Consider the following 24,825-nt stretch of genomic DNA (forward strand, 5'->3'; position numbering starts at 1 on the left):
TTATTTTTTTACTGTATTGGCTGAATGTTGTTTGATATTTACCAGAGTGGCACAAGTAGAATTAGGGCTGATTGTTAATTGAGCTTCATCAACAACAATTTCACCTCCGAAAGTCAGTCCCATACAATAAGAATAAAAATCACTCGACTTTTTAACCCCGTCCTGGTCAACGGCTACAGTAACCTTTTCATTGTTACACATATACCTGCGGATCAGGTAGTAATAATTTGAATTGAAATCTGCCCCATTCGCAATTGCCTGCAAACGTGCCCTGATATCATCAATAACCTTTTGCTCCCCTTCACCAGGCACCACCATGTCCGTATCCAGTTCCGCATTTGGATCTGTAATAAAAATAGTATGATAAATAGGTCTGTGACTTCTGTCGGTCGTTAACTTCACCATGAACTTACCCGGAGTATGAAAAGTATATAAAGCGGTTCTGCCTTTTACATCTACCCGGTTGGTTTCTCCGAAAGACCATTCAAACTGGTTACCCTTTCCTTCGGCCTCTACCCTGACCTCTTCATTCACCACGCCAGAGGTTGGCCCGCTGATCGTGACCATCGTATCCAAAGCTGCAATTACAGTATCTCTTACAGTAACCGGGAATTGCTCTTTTAATTCTCCGTCAACAGTTAACCTGATGATATAAGAACCTGATTTAGTATAGCGGTAACTTCCGTTTTGTGTAGTTAATTTCGCTCCGTTACCAAACTCCCAAAGCCATTTTTTTGCGCTCCTGGTATTGTCGGTAAATACGAGATCTTCATTCAGGTACATCTCATCTTTTAAAATTCTTGCATCAACACTGCGTTTATCAAAAAATGAGCTTTTCAATAAAAAGATAAGTGCAGCAATAATCAGGATTGCAATAAAAATATACAGGAAGATGTATCCCTGTGAATTACTGCTTACTGATTTTCCATTCGTAGTATTAGTATCGGCCATAGGTTTATATTTTGTTGTTATTAATTCGGTTTGGTTGGTTATCTCTGGTTCGGCTGGCTGCCCATGGTCTGTCTGAGCTGGCGTGTAGATAACTTACAATCTTCTAAGGATTTGCTTAATTTCTCTATGTCCCTGTTATTCCCTTTGAGTTCTCTTCTGTTGTAGAATAAATCACTGTAAAGCTGAGAAGCCTGCAGAAATGTTTTGTAACGTACATCATAAGCTTTCCTTTCATAATTCGATTTAATAGAAGCCATCGAGTTTTTGATATCATTCTCCAGGAACACAGCCTGTACCCCAGGATCAAAAGTCATAATGTCTTTATAGGTGGTATCAATAGTAGCTCTTTGCTCTTTAACCGTCGCTTCAAATTCTGCATTCTGTTCCAGTTTATCAGCAAGATCCTGTTTGGAAACTACCCGGCCATTTCCATAATCGTAAAACAGGCCGAAACTTAATAATGCGGTAGTAAATAGAAATATTCCAATAAAAAAAAGGAATTGATCTCTTCGTTCTTTTATACTTAATTTAATCATAATTACCTGGTAAACCTTCCCCCTCTTATTTTTTTAGCCGCATTGTTGTTCGTTTTGAAACAAGCATCCAATTGTGTTTTTACATTTTCAATCTGAAATCTCGTGGTAAACAAAGAATCCTGAATTCCCGCCATTTGAGAAATATCTTCAGTCATTTTTTTATACAAAAGAAAACTACTCACTGTGGTCTTTTCTTTTTTAATGATGTCTTTGATTTTGAAATTTGTATTTTGAATATCTTCAAGCATGATAGCCTGATTATTCATCTCCTCAGAATTGATGGAGGTGTATTTTGAAAGTTGTTTGAATCTTAACAGGATCATATCAAACTTAGTATTGATATCTTTCCGTTTAGAAAGCAACTGTTCGGTTTGTTTTACTTCCTTTTCCAAAAGCTCGTATTCAAATCTGGAAGCTGCAAAAAACAGATAAACACAGATTACGGCAAAAATGGTAAGGGAAATGAAATTAAAAATAAAGAGCCGGTATGACTTGTTCAGTTCCTGAGCATTTATAGGTTTCATCGGAAGTTGGTTAGATTTGAGAGGTGTAAGATTTTAATTATAATAACATGTTTATTAAAAGTCTGTTAGTATTATATTCCAATATATAAATTTTGGACGTAATATTGATTAACCATTTACCAATTATTGTTCCATTTAAGTATTAACCAATGTCAGATTTCTTATATAACAAACCATTTCGATTAAAAAACATTCTCGATAACAAGGACCTTACAGAGGCCGATTTGGGCAAATCAATCTCTCAGAATATAGAGTTGATTATTTTTACCAGATATGGAGAACACAGGCATAACAGGAACTTTGGCTGCGAAATATGGGATTTAGACTTCGAATTAATAGTTAGTGAGACAACCTGGGAAGAAAAATTCAGACAATCTTTGCTCAGGTCTATTACAGAATATGAACGCCGCCTGTATCAGGTTGAGGTTGAAATCAATATGACCGAAGTAGAGAAGAAATTTTCTCTCAGAAATGTTACAGAAATCAAGAAAAAAGTGGATATTTCTATCTGGGGCAAAATGAATATTACAGGAGAAAAATATTATTTTAACACTGGCTTATTCTTAAGTCCACTTTCAAGTTAACCAGAGTGTTCTATTTAAAGGAAACATTGAACTAATTTATATACAGCACACTACATCACAAAGCTGTTACAATACGATAAAGACAGGATAACATTACTGTTTTAAATTAATTTACTTAAGCTTACACGATCTTTACCGCGATTAAGCGCAAAAAACAACGGTGAAAAATCATTTTCATCACCCATTAAACTACAAACGCTAAATGAAGAACATATTTTACTCCTCTAAAGACGAAATAAGGAACAGGATTTTAAAAAATGCATTAGATTACTGGGGTATAAAAAACACGAATGATTTTGATCCGCTGGTTAAACTCCTGATTGAAGCATTAAGTACAGAACTTTTCAATGTTTCTAATGACGTAAAAAATCTGGAGAACCGTATACTGGACCGTATTTCCCGCATCTTAGCTTCAGATACCCTGACCTCTGCCCTCCCAGCACATGCGATATTACATGCACGTGCTATTGAGCCTACAGAGACAATTGATACCAAAACCCAATTCTTTTTTAGAAAAAGGCTGAAAGATAAAAGTGAAAATAGCGGAGAAAACACATCAGACATCTTTTTTAGTCCTTTAAAAGCTGTTAAAGTATTTCATTCAGAAATAGCTTATCTCGCCAATGGAAGTAATATATTTAAAATTGACGCGCAGCATAACAAGACTTTACTCACCCATAGTAATCCAGGAGACGGGCTAGAGAAAAACACACTCTATATCGGAATAGAAAATCCACCTGCAATAAGCCTTTTACCTGGACTAAGCTTCTATTTTGACTGGCGTAATTACGCTGTCAATGATAATGTATACGATCTGATTGCCTTGTCTAAATGGTTTTTAGATGATCTGCCAGTCAACCTTTCTTTGAATAAATTCTACCTGGAAACAGCACAAAACAGACAATCCCCATTTGATAATCAGGATGTTTTAAATCTGATTACCCAAGACGTGAATGCCTTCTACGCAAACAGGTTCCTGACAATTGATGAAGAAAACATATTCCCGCATCAGCCCTATCTTCAAAACTACCCGAAAGAATTTGACACTGTATTTCAGGCAGGTAGCATGAGCAGTTTCAAAAAACCTATACTCTGGCTAAAAGTCGTTTTCCCAGCTGCAATTAATGAGGCTATGCTCGATGAATTGCATGTTTCTATCAACGCCTTTCCAGTGGTTAATAAAAGAATACATGACTTTAAGCACCGGCTGAAAATGATGACCAACATTATGCCCATCAAACTTCAGGATCATGATCAGTTTCTATGTGTAGACTCACTGACTGATAAAGCAGGAAACTATTATACTGAGATTCCGCACAGTCATGATGACGATGCGAATGCCGGTTCATTTTCAATACGTTACGGAGGTTCAGAGCGTTTTGACAACAGAAATGCGAAGGAAATTGTAGACTATCTTTTTGAACTGCTGAGAGATGAGAAAGCTGCCTTCTCTGCCTATGGATCTGACTTCCTGAACAGTTCCTTAAAAGAACTGGAGCAAAACATCTCCATTATTGAACAAAAGACAAAAGCACAGCTCATTACTATTAAAGAACTGCTGAATTATATCATTGTTAAACCATTGAATAACGCAGATATACTCTTTCTTGAATTCTGGTCAACGAACGCCGAAATGGGGAATCAAATTAAATCCGGAAGTCACCTGCAATCCTTTGAAAGCAGTAAAACGATACCAGAAAGTCTGTTTTTATTAAGTAACACTAAAGGAGGAAGATCCAGATTAAATGCGACCAACAGAGTGCAGGCCTATAAATACGGGCTCACAACAGGTAACAGGCTGGTCACCCAGTCGGACATTATTAACTTCTGCTTTTTTGAATTAGGGAATAAGATCAAGGCTGTAAATATCCGCAAAGGACTGATGCCTGCACAAAATCCAAAAGAAGGTTTCCTTAAAACCACGGACATCATTATTACTCCTGCTCAGCAAAATGAATTAAACGAAGAAGAATGGAAATCTATGCTCAGTTTAACTAAATCTAAACTGGAAATCCGCAGCACCATGAATATTCACTACAGGCTTTTACTAAGTTAAAAAAGAACGTTTAATAAAAAAAAGAAGCGATCCTGGGTTAAAGATAAACAGTATACCCTAAATAGGAATTATTGGTATCCGCACCCAGCGATCCAACCTGGTTTTGCTGATTAGCTATTAAATTTGTAGTCACCTCAGTTTCAACAGGTACCAGATAAGATACCGCAAGATCTATTAAATGTGCATGCGCTGTACCCGGCATAAAATTGACTAGTTTTTTAATATCCGCAGGTCCTACATTGATAAACACCTGCTCCTCATCACTTAAAAAACTGCTTCCGATAATAGAATTTATCCCCAAGGCACCAGAGCCAAGCCTGAACTGCAACCCTTCATCGATCGGTGAAGGCTTTACATTCGTACTTTTTAAAACCGCTTCTACCGGAACTTTAAAAAGGACAGTCAATAATTGCCCAAGAAATTTAAGATCATTTCTTTTCTGATGGATCACCGGAAGAAAATGCATCCAGATTATACTTTGCTCTTTATCAAGCAATTCAAACTCTTTCCAACCAGCTGCAAAGATATTTGTCAGGTCATTATAAGTAGTTCTTTTATCCAGCCTGTTCTCATAAAGTTGTAATACCGTTTTAAGATAATTCACCTCAGCCTCAAAAGGCATGAAGAACTTCCGTGCGTCTTTTTCTTCGGTTCTTCTCAGGCGTACATCTTCTACCATTTCCTCTTCAGACATGCCCGCACTGCCAGTAGGTGGTGTATGGAACAAGCCCTCAGGGAGCATATCATAAAAACCTTCCTGGTTAACCTCTATATTTAAACAGTCCTTGCGTTTACTATCAGAATAATAGAATGAATAATTGCTGATATCCTTCGCATAAGCCCTTTGTTTAGCACCTACAGGGAGTACTGCAATCTGATCAGTGTGAAAATCACCATTCTCTATTAACTCTGCAACTTTTGTGATAGCTTCAAAATCAGTATTGAGATCATTCCTTAAATGCAGTCTCTGTTTCATATATTTATTTACGGTATAATTAAACTAATATACACTAATAACTATACCATTCTTATTTTGATAGATTTAAGGTATTATATTTGTTAACAGTTAAACAAAAACATCAAGTACAATTTAATGGACGTTCAATCATTCTTTATCCGATATTTATTATTCCCTTTAATATTTGTTGTATCCGCTGCTTTGCTCTCAATTGTAAATAAGAAAAATCAATTTCTTAATAACAAAAGACTGATCATTGGCATCCTTGTATTAAGTTTAGTACTGGCCCTGCCTGGTTTCCTTGGATTCCTGAGTTTTGATTTTATGCCCTGGGGATATATTATATGCCAGATTTACTACATGATGGCCGGGACCTTTTTTGTTTACCTGTTCACTAAGAAATATCCGAAAGAACTGCTGGACAGAAAGCTTTTTATTGTTTTCGGCATATTAGTCGGTTCACTGCTCAGTTTTTACCTTTTTCAACTTGCGTTCAACTGGCTGAGTGATATTCACTTTGGGCTATGGGCAGCAACCAGTATCCTGACCTTTATTGTTCCTTTACTTTTCTGGTGGGCCTATGTAGCCCTGATCAGTATCCCGACAGAGATTTATAAGATCTGGCAATACCCAGCCAGTCCAATCAATATCGATATGGATCACCTGGATTTTGACCGTATGCTGGTACTCGAGCTTGAACTGTATAAAAACACCAGCGATCCTGAGCCTTTGCGTGTTAAAGCCAAAGCACCAGAGAATATGATATTCGGTAACTGGTTCTATAAATTCATTGAAGATTATAACCTGAAATTCCCTAAAAGCCCGGTTAAATATATTGGAGAAGATGGGGAGTCTTATAAATGGATCTTTTTCATCAAAACATCTTTCTTCAGGAAGAATATTTTCATAGATCCTGAACACGATATTGTCAATAACCGGATTACAGAGAAGATTACTATTTACGCAAAAAGAGTATCTGAAAACGCCAATAAGCCCGAAACCATCGGAGACGAATCTATTTTCATCTAACTAAATTACTATGATTTCACCATTAAAATACAAACCCGTTAACTGGGTGGATGGGATGAAACTATCCAGCAGCCATTTTGTTGCTACAGATCAGTTTAACCAGGACTTTGTGAGAGATGCCAACTCGGTATCGCTCAACAACTTCAATTATGGTCTGCTCCCTCCATTTGCAGGTGAGCGCGTATCACATGATATAGAAATCTCAGAAAAGGCAACAAATCATATTGAAATCAAAGTAAGACATTGTAATGCGATTACTGCCGAAGGATGCAGAATTGATATTCCAAACACTTCAAACTATGATAACCAGCTTTCTTACAGTCAGTTTTTCAGCAATGAAAATACTGATTATTCTAAAGTTGCCATCTATAACATCCTGCTGCTCGTGAATCCTTTTGACAGGGTACCTTCAGGAACTCCAGATCCACAGGATAACCCACCAAGATACCCCGACATCAGCAAAAAATATAGTATTTCAATTCTTCCGGCCTCAGAAATGACTCCGAATGCTACTGATAACTATCATTTGACTATCGGCCAGTTTGTACTGGAGAATGGCAGGATTTCTATTAACACCAGTTACATCCCACCAAGCAGCTCTATTGTGAGCCACCCGGGACTGATCAGGTATTATGAATCATTTAGTACATTAATCAATGATTTGCAGCTGGCTGCTTTTAAAATCATTGATAAGACTTCAGCAAGAGATGCGATTACTCCACTGGGAAAAAACATTCGTTTATTGTCTGAAAAACTACTGGACTATATTGCTCAGATCTTTTTCAATTACAGAAACCTGGGTTATCAGCAATCACCTGTTTACATTGTAGGTTATTGCTCAAACCTGGCGCATGTATTTTTTACAGGCATTAAACTGATTGAACCTAAAGAAAGAGAAGAAATGCTGAAGTATTTCTACGAATGGCGTGATGTAACTCCCGGAAACTTTGAAGAACTGCTGGCGCGTAACATCGAAATGATCTATGACCACCAGAATATCCACGCTTCGATGTCTACCATTGAAGAGTTCTTAAAAGTAATGGTTGCACTCTGGAATAAACTCAGCATGCTTGAATATATCGGGCAGCGTAAAGAAAACATTGTGGTTGCAGAACAGCAAATGGTACAACAGGTTCAGACCAAAAGAACCTGGACTTTACTGGATTAAACTTTATGTTTAAACAAAGAATTGCTATCATCTAATAGGAAGATGATAGCAATTCTTTTTTAATGGCCAATCTGGTTTGCTTTTGCTACTTATTCGTCTCTTAAACACTCCACCGGATTTTTCAATCCTGCCCTGATCGCCTGCAAACTAACCGTAAGCCAGGAAATAAAGAGTGCAAGAAATCCAGCTCCTGCAAAATACCACACCTGTAAATCTATCCGGTAAGCAAAAGTATCCAGCCAGTGTTTCGTAATGATATAACTTAAAGGCAAAGCAATCACAATAGCAATGAGTACAGGCTTGACGAAGTCTTTAGACAGGCTGTAAATAATCCCCCATTCACTTGCCCCCAGTACTTTTCTGACACCAATTTCTTTAAGTTTTCGCTGTGCCGTAAAAGAAGCCAGTCCAAAAAGCCCCAGACAAGAAATAAGAATAGCTAGTCCTGCAAAATATCTTGACAATAGGGAGATCCTGTTCTCAGCTACATATTGAGACTGAAAATCCTGATCCAAAAACCGGTAAACCATGCCAGCTCCGGGATTAAAATTTTGATAGCGTTGCTGCAATTCAGTGATAGCCTCCTTTTCCCGTCCTGCTTTAATCTGAACCATAATCCTGCTCGCCTGTTTAGAATTGTATAGAAAAAACATAGGTTTCACGATCTCGTGCATCGATTCAAAATGGACATCTTTAACTATTCCTATAATTTGTAATTCCTTATGCCATAAACTGAATATCTTACCAATCGGATTTTTTAAACCCATCATTTTTATTCCAGCTTCATTGATGATGATTTTCGTACTGTCAGCACCAAATTTACTCGAAAAAGAACGTCCACCAGCCATCTGCATGCCCATGGTTTCAATTAACCCGCTATTGATGCCCGCAAATTGAAACTTGATCACCCGTTTTGGATCTCTTCCTTCCCAGTTAAAATAGCCAACTGTGCTTTTCAGATCTCCGATAAAGCGCTTATCTATGCTCGAAGCATTCATTACACCCGGTATATTTCTGATCTCTGCGATAAAAGCACCAGGATTCTCTTTCAATTTTCCGTCGCTCTCAATATATAACACATTGTCTTTTTTGTATCCGACCTGAGTATGCTGAACAAATTCAATCTGCTTATAAACCACCAAAACACAAACTATCAGAATAACTGAAAGTGTAAATTGAAAAACGACCAATCCCTGACGTGTCCATAACTCCCCCATACTATAGCTTAATTTTCCTTTTAAGGCAGCCGCAGGATTAAATCCAGATAAATACAAAGCCGGATAACTACCCGAAATCAACCCGGTAAAAATGGTGATCCCTGTTAAAGTCCAAATAAGTTTCCAGTCAAAATGAAGGAACAAATGTTTACCCGTCAGTACATTAAATTGTGGAAGTAACAACTCTACAAAAAGCAAGGAGAAAAATAAAGACAGACAAGTTAATAAAACAGATTCCCCCAAATACTGCAGAATCAATGATTGGCGGCTCGCTCCCATTACTTTTTTGATTCCTACCTCTTTCATTCTGACAGCAGCTCTGGCAGTAGCTAAATTCATAAAGTTCACACAAGCAATACTCAAAATGAAGATAGCAATCAACGCAAACAGTTTAACATATTCAATTCTGCCACCCACTTGTTTACCATTTTCGTATTGATCATACAGATAGCCTTTTGCATAAGGCCGTATGGAGAGTTCCCTGCGGTTTTCTCCCTTTGTTTTCATAAAGCTCTTAAGCTTTGCATTCAAGGTTTCCGGATCTGCACCTTTTTTCAGCACAATGAAAGTATTTGGTCCGTGATTCCCCCAGCTTAACAATGGAGAAGATGGTCCCATCACCACTTGCAGTGATACGACAAAATCAAATTGCACCGAAGAGCTGGTTGGTATAGCCTTAAACACCCCCGAAATCAAGGCGTGGTTTTCATCGGCCATATCTGCATTTTCCCAAACCACTTCTTTTCCCAGCACATCAGTAGTATGGAATAATTTCATGGCCAGCTGCTCGGAAACAACAATTGAATTTCTGGCGGTTAGCACCTGGTTGATATTTCCTGAAATCAAAGGATAAGAGAATACTTTAAAAAAGTCCTTTCCAGCAAAAAGTCCACCGCCCCTGACACCCATTTCATTTTTAGCGGAGAGTTTAGTTTCTGCGATCCAATACGCAGGCGAAGCCGCTACAGCATCCTCCACTTCAGGCATTTCCTTAGCTAAAGCTTCCGCCAGAATCCCCGCAGTCTGATCAGTGGTAGTTATTCCGCTTTCTGTCTGCTCATTTTCCATCAATTGATAAAGCTGGCTGCTTTTTGCATGAAAATGATCCATTTGCGCCTCATCACTTACCCATAAATAAATCAGTAAAGCACAGGTTAACCCTGCACTCAATCCGATCAGATTGATGAAAAATGAACTTTTATACTTTTTGAAATTTCTATAGATCAGTAATAAATGATGTTGAAACATAATTGTGCTTGATTTCCAGAAAAGTATTAGCCATCCTGATGCCATGCTAAAAAGCAGGGTGCAGAAGTAAAAAAAGGCATTATTAAAAATAAGCTGTACGGAAATGAACAGTTACTGTCCGCTAATGTTCAGCTTTTATCAATTTAGTCTCATCCAGGTCAAGCTGACTCTCATGCTTACGAATTTCTTCATCACTGTAAAAATTTTCCGTCCGTAAAACATGCAGCTCCCGACGCTGTAGCTTATAAATATGCAATAATATCCGGTTATAATGTTCTACTTCTTCTCTTTTCATCCCATCACATTCCAGGGATTCTAACCGCTGTTCCATAATAGCCTTGTCATTTTGCAGCTGATCTCTCAAACAGCCTACAAATGGATTATTACGTATTTCATCTGCGTATTTTTCATCGAGCTCATTCACTGCGATATTCATTAACCTGAGGCTGATGCCTGCCTCTTGCTCTTCATCTGGCAAATAATCACCAGTGTCCTTCATTTTAACCCATTTAATGATTAATGGAAGGGTCAGTCCCTGAAAAACCAGAGTAATCAGGATCACGACAAAAGTGATGAACAAGATCAGGCTCCGGTGCGGAAAGACTTGTCCATTGGTTAATAACAATGGAATAGCCAATGCAGAGGCTAAAGAAACTACACCTCTCATACCTGCCCAGCCTACAATAAGCGGTGCCTTCCAGGTTGGATTATAATGATCCATTCTTTTAGTACTTCCGACCCATTTAGGCACATAAGCGAGTGACATCACATAAATAATCCTGACTATGATCGTAATTAAGCTGATCACTACTCCATATTTGATCGCTTCCGCGATGGAATAACCATCCATATCGGCCATAATCACCGGAAGTTCCAGGCCAATTAAGATAAAGACCAGGCCATTCAAAATAAAGATCACAGTAGCCCATACACCAATGGTCTGCAAACGCGAATTACCGGTCGTAAATAGTTCATGAGAACGATAAGATAAAAACAATCCTCCACTCACTACTGCCATTACGCCAGAAAAGTGAAATTCTTCTGCAGCTATATACATCATATAAGGAGTAATCAAGGTCAGGGCAGCATCTATACTCGGTGTTGTTGGTAAAAACCGATGCACTACATACATCATATGCGCAATTACCAAACCAACGACAATACCCATACCCGCCACCAAAAAGAACTGGCCAACAGCCTGTCCCATAGAAAAATAACCTGACAGCACTGCTGCCAATGCAAAACGAAAAACAATTAAACTGGACGCATCATTGATCAGGCTTTCACCTTCTAAAGTTGCTGTCAAACGTTTAGGAATCTTCAGGGTTTTCAAAACTGAGTTTGCAGCAACTGCATCAGGTGGCGAAATAATCCCTCCTAATAAAAAGCCCATAGCCAAAGTAAAACCAGGAATCATGGCTGTAGAAACAAAGGCTACAATCGTAGAAGTAAGAAATACCAGGCCAAAGGCAAGCATCCCAATGGCCCTTCTCCATTTCCAGAAATCATTCCATGAAGTATACCAGGCTGCTTCATAGAGCAGTGGTGGAAGAAATAGCAGAAAAATCATGTCCGGCTCTATTGCTATCCGGGGCATACCAGGAATAAAACTTATTCCCAAACCAGCAAGTACTAAAAAAATAGGATAAGATATATGGAGTTTTTGCCCCAGCATAGTAAGGATAAAAACAGCAAAAAGCAGCGTGAGTACAATCAAAAGTTGCGCGTGAAACATAAATTGGAAAACTTAAGAATAAATAGACGATAGGTGTTACAAATTAATGATAAATCAGGGAAATCACAAAATCTGAGTTAATCGATTTTAATCGCCTTTTAATGTGGTGATATAGAAACATGTTATAACTTTAGTTTTGCTACAGTATTAATTTATATCCTTGTTTATATTAAATTTAAAATTCATAACCACCACAACATGAACACGATATCATCCATGCTAAATGATCATGGAACACTTATACAAATCATTTTATATCTTGTAGTTATCGTTTCTATCTGGCTTGCAGAATTCAGAGTTGCCCTGCACTCTCTTAAAGAAAAATGGCAGCACACTTCGGTCAACCTGATGTTTATCCTGACTGCGCTTCCAGTTCAGCTGGCCATGACCGTTCTCGTGATCTTCGTTTCAGGCTGGGTCACCCTTCATCATTGGGGTATTTTATATCTGTTACCACATAGTCAAAGTGCATGGGTAAAATATGTTGCCGGCTTCTTTTTAATGGACTTTTTTGAATATGTCTATCATGTAATCATGCATAAAGCCGGCCCACTCTGGAATTTCCACCTCGTTCACCATACCGACATAGAAATGGATGTTTCAACGACAGTAAGAGAGCATCCAGGAGAAACTTTTGTCAGGGTATGCTTCCAGGTAATCTGGGTATTTCTGGCCGGAGCTTCTATAGGTTTGCTTTTACTGAGACAAACCGTACAGACGTTTGCAAATTTAATTGCGCATACCTATTTGCAGCTACCAGCTAAAACAGAAAAGATATGCGGCCTGCTATTTATTACACCTAACCTTCACCACGTACACCATCACTTTGAATTGCCATATACAGACTGCAATTACGGCGATGTATTTAGTATCTGGGACAGGTTATTTGGTACTTATAAAGAAATGAAGGCCAGTGAAATAAAGTTCGGACTGGATGTATATCATGGCCATTCTCCCTCTAACTTTCTTCAATTGATTAAATTTCCATTTTTCAGGAAAAATAAACCAAAATAAATAATTTGGGAGTTTCAAGAACTCCCATTAATTTTATTATTCAGGGGCCTTAACCTGTTTAATGTCTTTCGCTCTGACAAATAAAAATGGTTTTAATCTGCTTTCAAGCTGAGCTTCAAAACCATCAATATTTCCGGATAAATCCATATGAAACTGCAGATTAAAGCCAGCATATCCTGTAGCGGTATTTACTCCATCTACAGGGTCTTTATCATACAACTCAAAAATATCATAATTGGATTGCTTTAACCAGTAAGTACGGATTTTGCTCTTTGCAAACAGGGAATCGTTCTCTACGTAAATCTTCATAGCACCATAAGCAGGATGACTATAGCTGCCTGCAAAATCTGCTACAGGATGGGTAGAAAGATGATGCGGATTTGCTGTTGTTATTTTCTTTTCCTTAGCCCTGGATAGCTCATCTTTATCCTGCGCATTTTTAACTTTACTAATCCAATCCTGATATTTTAGGTGAAGTAATCTGTCAACAATGATATCTTTCACTACAACAGGCACCTTTGAACCATTTTGATTACTAAGTACAACAACGCCTATACTATCTGCCGGAAAAAAGGAAGAAATGGCTGAAAACCCATCAATATTACCGCCATGTTCCACCCGGTAATGTCCCTTATAAGAATCAAGGAACCAGCCAAAACCGTAATTCCCGAAATAAACATCTGGAGACTCCTTCCCTGGCAGGCCGTCTTCAACAATAGCTTGTGAACTGATAGCCTGGTTGCGGAAGTTTTCAGGGATAATTTCTTTGCCTTCGTATTTTCCGTTATTGATCCATGCGCTCATCCATTTCGCCATATCGTTCACATTACTATTAATAGCACCTGCAGGTGCCATACCGTCAATGTTGTAATAGTCCAATTTCTCTAATGTATGATCAGGTTTTACACCGTATCCTTTAGCAATCTCTCCACCTTTTAAAAGCTCAGGTATACTGACATTTGAATGGGTCATGCCCAATGGCATAAAAAGCTTCTCTTTGATGTTATCTCCCCAGCTTTTACCGGTTAATTTTTCAATTAATGCCCCCTGCGCCATATACATAAAATTATTGTACTGCCATTTCTCTCTCAATCCCGCATTAGGTTCCATATATTGAATACGTTTTAAAAGACTGTCAGCAGAAGACGTATTAAATAAGTACCAGGACATATCAAACCTGGATAACCCCGTCCGGTGACTCATCATATCACGAAGCGTAATGTGATTGGTCATATCCTTGTTATAGAACTTCAATCCGGGCAGATAAGTATTTACAGGCTGATCAATATCGACTTTCCCCTCCTTTTGTAATTTGCCAATCAATGTGGTCGTAAATGCCTTTGAACAAGAACCTATCGCAAATAATGTATTTGGTGTAACAGGCAGCTTATTTTCAGCGTCGCGGTAACCAAAACCTTTGGCGTAAATCACTTTATTTTTCTGTATAACAGCTACAGCGAAACCTGCAGCATTCCAGGTTTTAAGCACCCGCTGGAAAGTCGTATCTAATCCCTTAAAGCGGCTATCTGCTTTAACAACTGATTGCTGAGCTACCGCATTTAACGATACTATACCTAGCAAAACAGTAATAATTCTTAATTTCATCGTGAAGGATAATTGAATATGAGCGCTATAAAGTTAAAATATAATCCGAGAATATATTTATAATTAAACAAATAAAATACCCTAAAGTAAACACAAATTAAACCAATATTGCATGTTTTTTAACCATTTTAATTGTAAAAGATTCTGTAACGCTATTAAATTCAAAGATTTTGCCACTTCAGAATTACTACAGACTCTATGTGTTTTTTTGTAAAAGAATAAACCAAAATAAATTAAATTCTATGTGGTGGATCTATGCTTTATTATCAGCTTTCTTTGCAGCATTGACTGCGATACTAGCAAAAATAGGGATCAAAGGTATTGATACCAATCTAGCTACAGCTATCAGAACAGTAGTCATCTTGCTATTAGCCTGGGCCATCGTATTTTTCAGGAATGACCACCATGGTATAGCCAGCCTGACCAAACAGAACTGGACTTTTCTGCTCCTTTCGGGTTTAGCAACAGGTCTGTCCTGGATTTTTTATTTTAAAGCACTGCAGTTGGGAAAGGTGTCACAGGTAGCCCCTGTAGATAAAGCAAGTGTAGCGATTGCAATTCTGTTATCAGTTGTTTTTCTTGGAGAACCATTGACTATTAAAACGGCCATTGCTGTACTATTGATCATAGGCGGGACTGTCATCCTTATCTTTTAAACGAATAAGGATGACCTTCAGAATTACTACAGACTCTATGTGTTTGTTTGTATAAAAAACATCATGAAAAAGAAGGCCGCCTTAGCCCTGTTACTCCTCTCTTTTTGTACAGGAACAGCTTTATTCGCGCAAACAAAAACTGGTATTCATTTACTGAGCAGCCACCAATTAAGTGGTGACGAAGGCTGGGACTATCTGCTGGCAGATCATGCCCAAAACAAATTATATGTTTCTCATGGTACACAAGTGAATATCAGCAATGAAACTACAGGAGACTCCATAGGAATTGTTAAAAACACACCTGGAGTACATGGAATTGCTCTTGTTTCAGTGTTAAAGAAAGGGTATACTAGTAATGGGAAATCAGGTGAATGTACTGTTTTTGACCTTCAGACAAATGCAGTATTGCGTAAAATCAAAGTCGGAGAAAACCCCGATGCAATTTTCTATGATGACTTTTCAAAAAAGATCTTCGTATTTAATGGCCATAGCCTGAATGCAAGCGTTATTGATCCTGTCAAAGATCAGGTTATTGCGACCATTCCTTTAGGAGGAAAACCTGAAACGGGTGTATCGGATGGTAAAGGAAAAGTTTATGTCAATATAGAAGATAAAAATGAAGTAGTTTGCCTGGATACACGTAATTTAAAGGTAATCAAACGTTTCAAATTAGCAGGTGGTGAAGAGCCTTCAGGTTTAGCAATTGACAGGTTAACTTCCCGTTTATTTGTGGGCTGCTCGAATAAAGTATTAATCGTGATGGATGCAATTACAGGTAAACAAATCAGTACATTACCTATCGGAGATGGTAGTGATGGTGTTGTATTCGATCCGCAGCTAAAATTAGTTTATAGTGCGAATGGAGAAGGTACACTTACCGTAATCAAAGAAGTGAATGCTAATAAATTCGAGGTTCTTGAAAACGTTAAAACAAAGAAAGGTGCCCGTACAATTGCACTGGATGAGATCAACCATCATATTTTCTTGCCAACAGCCGATTTAAAACCCGGAAAAGGTAAAAAAGCAGCACGCATTCCAGGAACATTTACAGTACTGACATTCGGCAAATAACACACCAATAATCATAAACACACCAACAAGAGAGCGGTTAGATTTTAATATCTGCCGCTTTTTTATGCGCTTATTTTTCCTGGTAAAGTCTCCTCACCATACTCGGTAAAACAATAAGCAGCAGTGGTAATGCGATAATGAATCCGCCAATCACCGCAATGGCCAGCGGCTGGTGCAGCTGTGCCCCTGCTCCGATTCCTAAAGCCAGCGGCATTAATGCAATAATAGCACCCAGCGCAGTCATTAATTTAGGTCTTAACCGCGTGGAGATAGAATAAACAATAGCTTCCTCCATAGTTTTATCCTTTAATGACTCTTTAAACTGCAGGAAAGTAAAGATTGCATTCTCCCCAATAATCCCAACAATCATAATCAAACCCGTATAACTCCCCACATTTAACGGTGTATGCGTCAAATACAAAGCAAGGTAACTTCCAGAAATCCCCAGTAAGGAAATGACCAGAATGAGAAACGCAATTTTAAAGTCCTTGAAAAGAAACAGGATTACACTAAATACCAGTAAACTTGAAGCCACCAGGATGGTAAGTAACTCTTTAAAAGACTGCTGCTGCTCTGCATAAGCGCCCCCATATTCGATATGATACCCCGCAGGCAAATTAATTTTCGTACGAATATCTTGTTGAATGTCAGCCATAACACTGCCCAGATCCCTGGACTCCAATCTGGCTGTAACCACACCAATAGACTGTAAGTTTTCTCTTTTAATTTCTGCATCTCCGGCCTTAATAGCTACGCTTGCAAGATTCTGAACAGGCACTAATCCACCACCTGGCAAAAACAATTGTAATTTACCAACGTCAGCCACACCAAACTGATTACTTCCCGGATAAATCATCCTGATCGGGGTAAGCTGCTGCTGATCATATACATTTCCAATAATATTTCCCTGCAACGCATTTTGAACCTGAAACTGAAAATCTCCAGGCGTTATCCCATACTGCGCAAGCATGGCAAAATCAGGCTGGATGTTTACAGAAGGGCCAGCAATGACGATTCCATTAAACACATCAGCAGTTCCGGTTACTTTTCCCATGAGTTCTGCCACCTGCTTTGATAAAGCTTTTAACTTATCCTGGTCATTACCAAAAATTTTCACTTCAATAGGTTGGGTAGAACTCATTAAATCTCCCAGCATGTCTCCTATCACCTGCCCAAAATCTACGACTAAAGCAGGTTGAGAAGCTTGTATCTTTGCTCTTATATCACTAATTACTTCATCCGTAGTTCTTTTCCTGTCCGCTTTCAGTTGAATCAGATAATCACCGGTATTAGGCTCTGTAATAAAGAATCCCATTTGAGTACCTGTTCTGCGGGAATAAGTCTGTACCTCTGGTATTTTAACAATTAACTTTTCTACCTCTTTTAACATCCGGTCTGTTTCCACCAATGAAGTTCCCGCAGGAGAAGTATAATCTACCACAACACTTCCCTCATCCATTTCTGGCAGAAATCCTGTTTCTAACCGCGGCAGAATCAAAAAGATAATCACAGTCAGAACCACCATGGCAACATAACTGATCCAGGGCTTCTTTATAAAGTAATAAACCCAGTTCTGCTGATGAACCTGATGCACAGCAGATTTTACCGAATTGGAAGCAGCATCTTTCGTTAATAATAAATATACAACCGGTAAACCAATCCAGGTTACAAAAAACGAGCACACCAGCGTAATGATCATGGTATTGGTCATCACCTGAAAATAAGAGCCCGCAACTCCGGTCATCAAAATAAATGGAACAAAGATTACAATTGTGCTGATAGAGGAGCCGAGCATAGCCGGGAACAAGTAATCTATTGCTTTTTTAAGCAAAGTAACAGTAGGTTCTTCCGGATTTTCCTCATGTGTCCGGTGAATCTGTTCCACCACAACTATAGCATCATCAATGATCAATCCTACAGCTGCAGCAATAGCACCCAATGTCATAATATTTAATGAATATCCGATGCCATAAAGTACAATCACAGTTAAACACAGCGTAATTGGAATGGTGATCAATATTGTTGCACTTGCCTTTATAGAACGTAAAAAGATAATGGCCACAACAATTGCTAAAACCAATCCAATCAGTAAACTATCGCTTACACTTTTAACAGAGGCTTCAACAAAATCCGACTGCTGATAATAGGGTTTGATTGTTACCCCTTTAGGCAGTATTTTTCTAAGCTCCCCAATCTTTTCCTGCATCTGCGCCGACAAATCAACCAGATTTGCATTCGGCTGTTTAATAACGGCAACCAGGATCGCATCTTTACCGTTTGCATTAATCCGGGTATAAGCTACTGCTTCTTGTATTTTGACCTCACCAATATCTTTGACCTTAACTATTCTGTTATTCTTTTTACTGACAATCAGGTTTTCCAGATCCGTCTTTGTTTTGATAGTCGCATCAGTAATTGATAAATACAGATAATTATAATCTGATAAGTAACCATTGGATTTGATAAAATTTGTCTGCGTGAGTACCGTATTCAGTAAATCCGGACTAATAGACAAAGCACTCATTTTCTGCCTGTCCAGCTGAATCCAGTATTCCTTATCTTTTCCACCGATTACCCTGATCTCCGAAACCCCATCGACCTGCGACAAAAATGGTTTAATCGTATAAGTAGCTAATTTTTTCAGCGCTATCGGTGATTCTGTATGGCTCTCTAAAGTATACCCACTTACCGGGAGAATCGAGGGATTCATTTTCTCTACCGAGATATTTACGCCCGGAGGCAAGCTGTTCCTAATCTTCCCGATTTGAGATTCAATCCTTTGCTGACTCAAATCAATATCAGCATTCCAGTTCATGTAAGCAGAAATCTCACAGCTTCCTCTGCTGGTTGTGCTTCTCACTACATGAAGATCTGGCACTTGTTTCACTGCATTTTCCAGCGGCCGTGTCACTGTAATCATCATCTGATCTACAGGCTGCAATTCTGCATCTGCAATAATCTTTATTTTAGGAAAAGTAATCTCCGGGAACAAAGAAGTTTTTAACCGCTGATAAGAAAACAGTCCACCCGCCAATATCAGGATCAATACGACCAGCAGCGGATTTTTATGGGAAATAAAGAAGTTCTTCATTAATGCATGATTTTAACTTTTGCCGTATCCGCCAATCCGTAATTCCCTATAGTGATTAAACGGTCTTTCGCTCCAAAAACCGGGGACAAAATCTGAATCGACTTTCCATCTTCCATTCCTTTTTTCACGATCGTTTTCACTGCCGTAGAATCATTGATCAGTTTCATGACCCAAAACTCATCTTCGGTTTCATTGGTAAGCACAGCCGATTTGGGCAGCACTTGAACATTGTCGGCTGCCGATTTAATCACTTTCACCTTTGCAATCAGGTTTTCAGGAATCGGGTGCGTAGCGTTTACCTTAATGATTATTCGCTGCGTCTGCGCTAAAGAGTCGACAGCAGGCAAAGAGGAAGTAATCGTTCCTTTTAATTTCTCTCCATCAGGAAGTGTCAATTCCAAGGCTTTATTTTGCAACAGGACACTCCTCATTTCATAAGGCAGATCCAGTAAAAACACCAGGCTCGATTGATTGATAATTGTCGCCAGCGCTTCACCATCCTGTACATAATCTCCTTTTTGATGGTTCACCAGGATAACATAGCCGCTTTTTTCTGCACGGATAGTTGAGATTCCTGAGAATTTAAACCTAGGGTCGAGTTGATTAATCGAATTGCCAATTGCCCTGGCTTCCTTAGTGATGAGTTTAAATAAAACCTGGTTACTGCTAACCGCCGCACCTGCTTGTAATGTTGAACTTTGCAAATAGCCATTTGTATTTGCTTTGACAAAACTCTTTTCCTGATAAGCAGAAGAAGCATTTAAAACGACATCTTCACTCAGCGTCGCCTTACTTACTGTAGTAACCTGTACTGGAGTTTCCGGAACGGGCGTATCTTCTGCCGCAGTTTTAGAAGACTGCTGACAAGAAACGAGTATTCCACTAAATAGAAGGAGAAATAAGGCGTTAACTTTTAGCTTTTTCATTTTTATATTTTTAAGCTTTTCCATTTTCAGGATAGCCTGGTTATCTATTGGTATGCCTGTTTACCTATTAAAAATAGTATTGTTATCTGTTCCAGTAATTCAGCTGATTAAACAGTTTTAACCGGGTAATATTAGTCTGTCTTTTCAGGTTTTGCGCTGCCAGATAATTGTTAATTGCAATGACAAAATCAGCGATCCTGATATCTCCGGTCTGTAATAATCTGCTGTCAACCCGGATCAGGCTTTTAGTAAATTTTATCTGTTCAGAAACCTGTTTATATAACCCATTCTGATCAGCAATCTGCTGTCTGAGCAGGTTAAGCTGCTGGGTATGCTGACTTTGAAAAAACTCTTTATATACATTAATAGTCCGCTGTGAAATTGACAGTTTATCATATTGCATTTTCCGCTGATGTCCGTCAAAAATTGGTACTGCAACAGTGAAACCAGCACTTGCACCAAAATTCCGATAAGGCTGATAAGCAAAAGATGAATTGTATCCACTATTCGCATATACACTGGCTTTAGGCTTATAATTAAAGTCAACCGCTTTTCTCTGATTGACTAACTTTAAACTATCAATTCCGAACTTTTGATAAAAAAAACCAGTTTCAACATTGAGCAAGACTGGTTCAATCATTGGTTCCGCTAATTCGTGCGCAGTAGTATCAGCAATACCAGTTAAATAATTCAGTGTAGAATAATCATTTTTCAATTGCAGTTCAGCTTGCTTCCACTGTAATTGCTGCTGCTGAAAAGTAACCAGAAAAGTCAGGTAATCTACCTGTTTATAGACGTTTGCACGCGTCAGCTTTTTCAACACGATTTCCTCTTCATGGAGCAGTTGATAAACTTCCTGGTTAAATGCAGCTTGCTGTTGACTGGCAAATGCAGTGATATACTGATCTGTTACTGCTTTTTGTAAATCCAATGCAGAAAGACCAGTCGCAAACCGGATAGAATCAGCTTGCAGGTGGATACCTTCCAATTGGTTATCGATATTCTTTTTACTGGCCAGGTTATAATTTACATTCAGTACCGCTTCAAGTGCTTTCCCATTGGTCAGCACCTCATCAAAACCATAACCATTAACCACAGGTGCATACATTCCATTGGCCAATGCTGAAACCTGTGGAAGATAACCTGCTTTAAGCCGCATACTATCAATTTTGCTGCTTTGTAGCTGATTGTGGTAATCTTTTAACAACGGACTGCGTTTAACTGCCTCCTGGTAAAAATACTCAAGATTTCTAACTGGTTGCTGTGCCCTAACCGGACACAGTCCAAATACGGCCATCACCAGAAAAAGTATATAGGTCTTAAAATGTGCCATTGAATGAAAGTCCTGCTGCCTTTTGCTGATACATCGGTACTAAAGAATATTTCATAGCCTGTTTACCCATCACCAGTTTTTTAAGGTGTGGGTAAATTAAATAAGCCAGCTTAGTAGAAGCAATACCAAATCCGGCTCCGGCAACCACATCGCTTACCCAATGTTTATTGTTATACATTCTTAAAACACCGGTTGCCGTAGCTACGGTATAACCCGCATAGCCAATCCATGGGGAAACATCTCTGTATTCCTGGTTCAGAAATTCGGCTGCTGCAAAAGCGTTTGCGGTATGCCCTGAAGGAAAAGAATAGTTATCTGCCCCGTCCGGACGTGCACGGCCAACCAGATGTTTCACACTAAAAGTTGAGCCGCTCATAATCGCTTCGGCCAGTACATAAATTGCCGTACCATCAACAATTCCATGTTTACTCTTCACGCCTGCAAGGTTCAATGCGTAGAAAGCGGCCCCTGGTGCAAACTGAAGAAAGTTATCCGCATGCAAAGCAAAAGTAGGATGGTCTTCCTGCAACTCTGCCCTGGTACTGTAATCCAGTCTTCGGATGGCATTATTCCCTAAAGATACCAGGCCATAACTGATCAGTACTGCCGGGACTATAAAGGATTTAATTTGAGGAGGATTCAATCCGCGCGTTTTCATCACCGATTGTTTCGGCGTGTGTTGAATTGAATCTTTACTGAGGGTATCCACCTGCTGGGCAAACACCATTCCGGGTAAACATACCGCGAAGATAAAACTGAAAAACTTCATGCAATAATCTTTAAGCTTATAGATATTAAGCAAAGAAACTATTGAATACTGAAGGAAATTTGTAGCTACTGGTGCATTCCCCCGCTTTTGAATAAGTCGTAAGCAGTTTGATAGTTCGCGATTGCCTGATCGGTTACCCTTTTTGATAATTTAGCAGGAACTTGTTCATTCTTTGCTTTGTTATACAAGAAGGTTTCCATTTTTTGCTGAGGGCCAAGGATCACCAGGCTATCCTGTTTCAGGTAAGCCAGCTTTTGATAAGTACCCAATACCGCACGGGGCTGATAAGTGGGATCAAAAAGGTTTTTCCCATATAAGTTACTCTCATATTTCCAGCCTAGCAAACTGAATAATGTAGGATAAATATCAATTTGAGAACACATTTTATCAATTACCTGACTACCTTTTTTTGGCAGATTCAGAATGACACAAGGGATATGATATTTATTGATATCAATTTCATTTCTGCCCGCACTGCTTGCACAATGATCCGCAACAATAATAATTACTGTATTTTTATACCAGGGTTTACTACTTATATTTTTCAGGAATTCACCGATAGCATAATCCGTGTAACGTACTGCTCCTTCTCTTCCACTACCCGATGCATACTTAATCTTACCTTCAGGAAAAGTAAATGGACGATGATTAGAAGTAGTCATCACAAAATTATAAAATGGTTTACCCTGTTTAAATTCTGCGTCAGCACCACGGGTAACCGCAGCGAACAAATCTTCATCACTTATCCCCCAGGCATTTTCAAAATGAACCTGATCGTCTTGAATAATTGTTCTTTTGGTTTCATAAGCATCGTCTAATTTGATATTTCTTCCCCTATCTATAATATCAAATCCATTGCTGCCAAAGTATTCGTTCATGTTATCAAAATAGCCATCCCCACCATAAAAAAAGGCTCTGCTATAACCGGCTTTTTCAAAAATATGACCTACTGTAGTTAGTTTTTCATTTCCTTCTCTTCTCACTACGCTGCTTCCTGGTGTCGGTGGGCCGGCTAAAGTTAAAGCCTCCATTCCCCTTACTGTTCTGGTCCCGGTAGCATACATATTGGTAAACAACAAATTTGTTGTGGCCAGAGAGTCCAGCACAGGCATTAACTTCTGTGTATTGCCAAAGTGTTCCATAAAATCAGCACTTAAACTCTCTACAGTAATCATAATTACGTTGGGTTTATAAGTGATTCCCGAATTATTGATTTCTCTTTTAATAGAGTTTCCGTTTGCCAGAAAAGTACTGTTCGACTCTTTTAATTCATTCCTGATTACCTTGAAAGCTTCATCCTTAGGTAATAAAGTATAGAAATCATTATAGTCCAGTTCATTGTTTTTAAAAGCGGCAAAAAAAGAATATATCCCGGCTTTTGACAATTCATTTTGATAACGGTTAGTTCCTCTTTCAGCGAATGAATTGCGAACAAACAAAGGATAAAGAAGGGTCAGGATTAATAATATACCGGAAATCTTTAACCTGGTAAGGAATGGCGTATTAGATTGAAAAGCGTTCGTAAACACTTTTCTTTTAGCAAACAAAAACATCACCAGCAATACCAGTAATAGTACACCACCTATTAAAAGCGGTAATGGATAAGATTCATTGATATTGTTTATAACCTCATAGGTGTAAATCAGGTAATCGACCGCGATAAAGTTAAAGCGGCTTTCAAATTCCTGCCAGAAAGTGAGTTCTGCAAAGAAAGAGAAAAATGAGATCAGCAGGATCAGAAACAACCAGCTATAGGTTACGATTCTATTGGTAAGCGTATTAACCCATTTCTGACGTAAAAATAAAAGATATATACTGAAAAGCGTAATCAGGAAAAGGCCAACTCCAAAGTCATAGAAAAAGCCTGTAAAATATATTTGAAAGATAGATAATATAGAAAAATCTGTCTTACCACATGAAACGGCCAACAGAGCTGTCCGGATTAAAAAAGAGCTGAATAAAAAAACAGCAAAGAAGGAAAACAGAACACTGTATCTGCCTTTAAATATTAATGGAAACATATATCATTTGATAGGAGCTCCCAAACCTATCATTAAATAATTGTTAAAAAAAGTTAAACCAAATAATTCTAAAAACTACACTTTGCGCAAGAATCTCCGGCTATCAGCCAGGAAAAGGAAAATTTAACAAAACAGATAAACAATTGACTATCACAAAGTAATAATTATTATATCTTGTTTTTTCTTAATATTTCTTTAATATCTGCATTAGATTTGCCTGAAATTTAATTTCGGATTTTAATCAGCTCTAAGGCATTTTAAATTGATAAAATTTAGCCACAGAGAAACAAAATGATCTTTCCCGTTTTCTTTTTGTTTGCACATAAACCTGTG

The 24,825-nt window shown here is 38.5% G+C and carries 19 protein-coding genes; 7 read left to right on the forward strand and 12 right to left on the reverse strand.

Annotated features, from left to right (window positions below):
- From ABIB30_RS09845 to ABIB30_RS09855, 3 genes are read right to left on the reverse strand one after another with little or no spacing between them, the layout of a single operon-like run.
- A complete protein-coding gene (locus ABIB30_RS09845) occupies positions 1-951 on the reverse strand; it encodes a PKD domain-containing protein (RefSeq protein WP_354301521.1) in 951 nt (316 codons plus the stop codon).
- Between the two features lie 38 nt (positions 952-989).
- Positions 990-1,487, reverse strand: a complete 498-nt coding sequence (locus ABIB30_RS09850) for a type VI secretion system transmembrane protein TssO (RefSeq protein ID WP_354301523.1) — start codon at positions 1,485-1,487, stop codon at positions 990-992.
- Between the two features lie 2 nt (positions 1,488-1,489).
- Positions 1,490-2,011, reverse strand: coding sequence for a hypothetical protein (locus ABIB30_RS09855; RefSeq protein ID WP_354301525.1), 522 nt, complete (start codon positions 2,009-2,011; stop codon positions 1,490-1,492).
- Positions 2,012-2,160: 149 nt separating this feature from the next.
- Between ABIB30_RS09855 and ABIB30_RS09860 the strand changes: the two genes are divergently transcribed.
- Positions 2,161-2,595 (forward strand): GPW/gp25 family protein, encoded by a 435-nt coding sequence (locus ABIB30_RS09860; protein WP_068395934.1) that lies wholly within the window; start codon positions 2,161-2,163, stop codon positions 2,593-2,595.
- A gap of 202 nt (positions 2,596-2,797) precedes the next feature.
- Positions 2,798-4,651: a hypothetical protein gene (locus tag ABIB30_RS09865; RefSeq protein ID WP_354301527.1), complete on the forward strand. Its 1,854-nt coding sequence runs from the start codon at positions 2,798-2,800 to the stop codon at positions 4,649-4,651.
- Between the two features lie 37 nt (positions 4,652-4,688).
- Here ABIB30_RS09865 and ABIB30_RS09870 read toward each other — a convergent pair whose 3' ends face one another.
- Positions 4,689-5,627 carry a type VI secretion system baseplate subunit TssG gene (locus ABIB30_RS09870; protein WP_354301529.1) on the reverse strand — a complete coding sequence of 313 codons (939 nt, stop codon included), beginning with the start codon at positions 5,625-5,627 and terminating at the stop codon, positions 4,689-4,691.
- Between the two features lie 117 nt (positions 5,628-5,744).
- On the opposite strand from ABIB30_RS09870, the gene ABIB30_RS09875 reads away from it, so the two are divergent.
- Both ABIB30_RS09875 and ABIB30_RS09880 read left to right on the forward strand, forming a co-directional pair.
- Entirely contained in the window at positions 5,745-6,638 is an 894-nt protein-coding gene (locus ABIB30_RS09875; protein ID WP_354301531.1) for a TssN family type VI secretion system protein, read from the forward strand.
- Between the two features lie 10 nt (positions 6,639-6,648).
- Positions 6,649-7,806, forward strand: a complete 1,158-nt coding sequence (locus ABIB30_RS09880; RefSeq protein WP_354301533.1) for a hypothetical protein — start codon at positions 6,649-6,651, stop codon at positions 7,804-7,806.
- An 89-nt stretch (positions 7,807-7,895) separates the two neighbouring features.
- Here the strand turns inward: ABIB30_RS09880 and ABIB30_RS09885 are convergent, their stop codons facing one another.
- Together ABIB30_RS09885 and ABIB30_RS09890 are read right to left on the reverse strand one after the other, a co-directional pair.
- Positions 7,896-10,271, reverse strand: coding sequence for an ABC transporter permease (locus ABIB30_RS09885; protein WP_354301535.1), 2,376 nt, complete (start codon positions 10,269-10,271; stop codon positions 7,896-7,898).
- Positions 10,272-10,392: 121 nt separating this feature from the next.
- Positions 10,393-12,006: a Na+/H+ antiporter gene (locus tag ABIB30_RS09890; protein WP_354301537.1), complete on the reverse strand. Its 1,614-nt coding sequence runs from the start codon at positions 12,004-12,006 to the stop codon at positions 10,393-10,395.
- A gap of 198 nt (positions 12,007-12,204) precedes the next feature.
- Here ABIB30_RS09890 and ABIB30_RS09895 point away from each other — a divergent pair, with 198 nt between their 5' ends.
- Positions 12,205-13,020, forward strand: a complete 816-nt coding sequence (locus ABIB30_RS09895) for a sterol desaturase family protein (protein WP_354301539.1) — start codon at positions 12,205-12,207, stop codon at positions 13,018-13,020.
- Positions 13,021-13,056: 36 nt separating this feature from the next.
- Here the strand turns inward: ABIB30_RS09895 and ABIB30_RS09900 are convergent, their stop codons facing one another.
- Positions 13,057-14,625, reverse strand: coding sequence for a serine hydrolase (locus tag ABIB30_RS09900; RefSeq protein ID WP_354301541.1), 1,569 nt, complete (start codon positions 14,623-14,625; stop codon positions 13,057-13,059).
- Positions 14,626-14,867: 242 nt separating this feature from the next.
- On the opposite strand from ABIB30_RS09900, the gene ABIB30_RS09905 reads away from it, so the two are divergent.
- Together ABIB30_RS09905 and ABIB30_RS09910 are read left to right on the forward strand one after the other, a co-directional pair.
- Entirely contained in the window at positions 14,868-15,281 is a 414-nt protein-coding gene (locus ABIB30_RS09905; RefSeq protein WP_354301543.1) for an EamA family transporter, read from the forward strand.
- 63 nt (positions 15,282-15,344) lie between these two features.
- Entirely contained in the window at positions 15,345-16,352 is a 1,008-nt protein-coding gene (locus tag ABIB30_RS09910; RefSeq protein WP_354301545.1) for a YncE family protein, read from the forward strand.
- Between the two features lie 70 nt (positions 16,353-16,422).
- Here ABIB30_RS09910 and ABIB30_RS09915 read toward each other — a convergent pair whose 3' ends face one another.
- From ABIB30_RS09915 to ABIB30_RS09935, 5 genes are all read right to left on the reverse strand, one after another.
- The gene (locus ABIB30_RS09915; protein WP_354301547.1) at positions 16,423-19,443 is read right to left on the reverse strand and encodes an efflux RND transporter permease subunit; all 3,021 of its coding nucleotides are present in this window, start codon (positions 19,441-19,443) and stop codon (positions 16,423-16,425) included.
- The gene (locus tag ABIB30_RS09920) at positions 19,443-20,369 is read right to left on the reverse strand and encodes an efflux RND transporter periplasmic adaptor subunit (RefSeq protein WP_354301549.1); all 927 of its coding nucleotides are present in this window, start codon (positions 20,367-20,369) and stop codon (positions 19,443-19,445) included. Before ABIB30_RS09920 ends, ABIB30_RS09915 begins: the two co-directional genes overlap by 1 nt.
- Positions 20,370-20,451: 82 nt before the next feature.
- A complete protein-coding gene (locus ABIB30_RS09925) occupies positions 20,452-21,702 on the reverse strand; it encodes a TolC family protein (protein ID WP_354301551.1) in 1,251 nt (416 codons plus the stop codon).
- Entirely contained in the window at positions 21,689-22,471 is a 783-nt protein-coding gene (locus ABIB30_RS09930; protein WP_354301553.1) for a phosphatase PAP2 family protein, read from the reverse strand. The genes ABIB30_RS09925 and ABIB30_RS09930 overlap by 14 nt, the downstream gene beginning before the upstream one ends.
- A gap of 65 nt (positions 22,472-22,536) precedes the next feature.
- Positions 22,537-24,399, reverse strand: a complete 1,863-nt coding sequence (locus ABIB30_RS09935; RefSeq protein ID WP_354301555.1) for an LTA synthase family protein — start codon at positions 24,397-24,399, stop codon at positions 22,537-22,539.
- Between the last annotated feature and the right edge of the window lie 426 nt (positions 24,400-24,825).

Origin of the sequence: Pedobacter sp. UYP1 (assembly GCF_040547305.1) — a bacterium.
GTDB lineage: Bacteria > Bacteroidota > Bacteroidia > Sphingobacteriales > Sphingobacteriaceae > Pedobacter.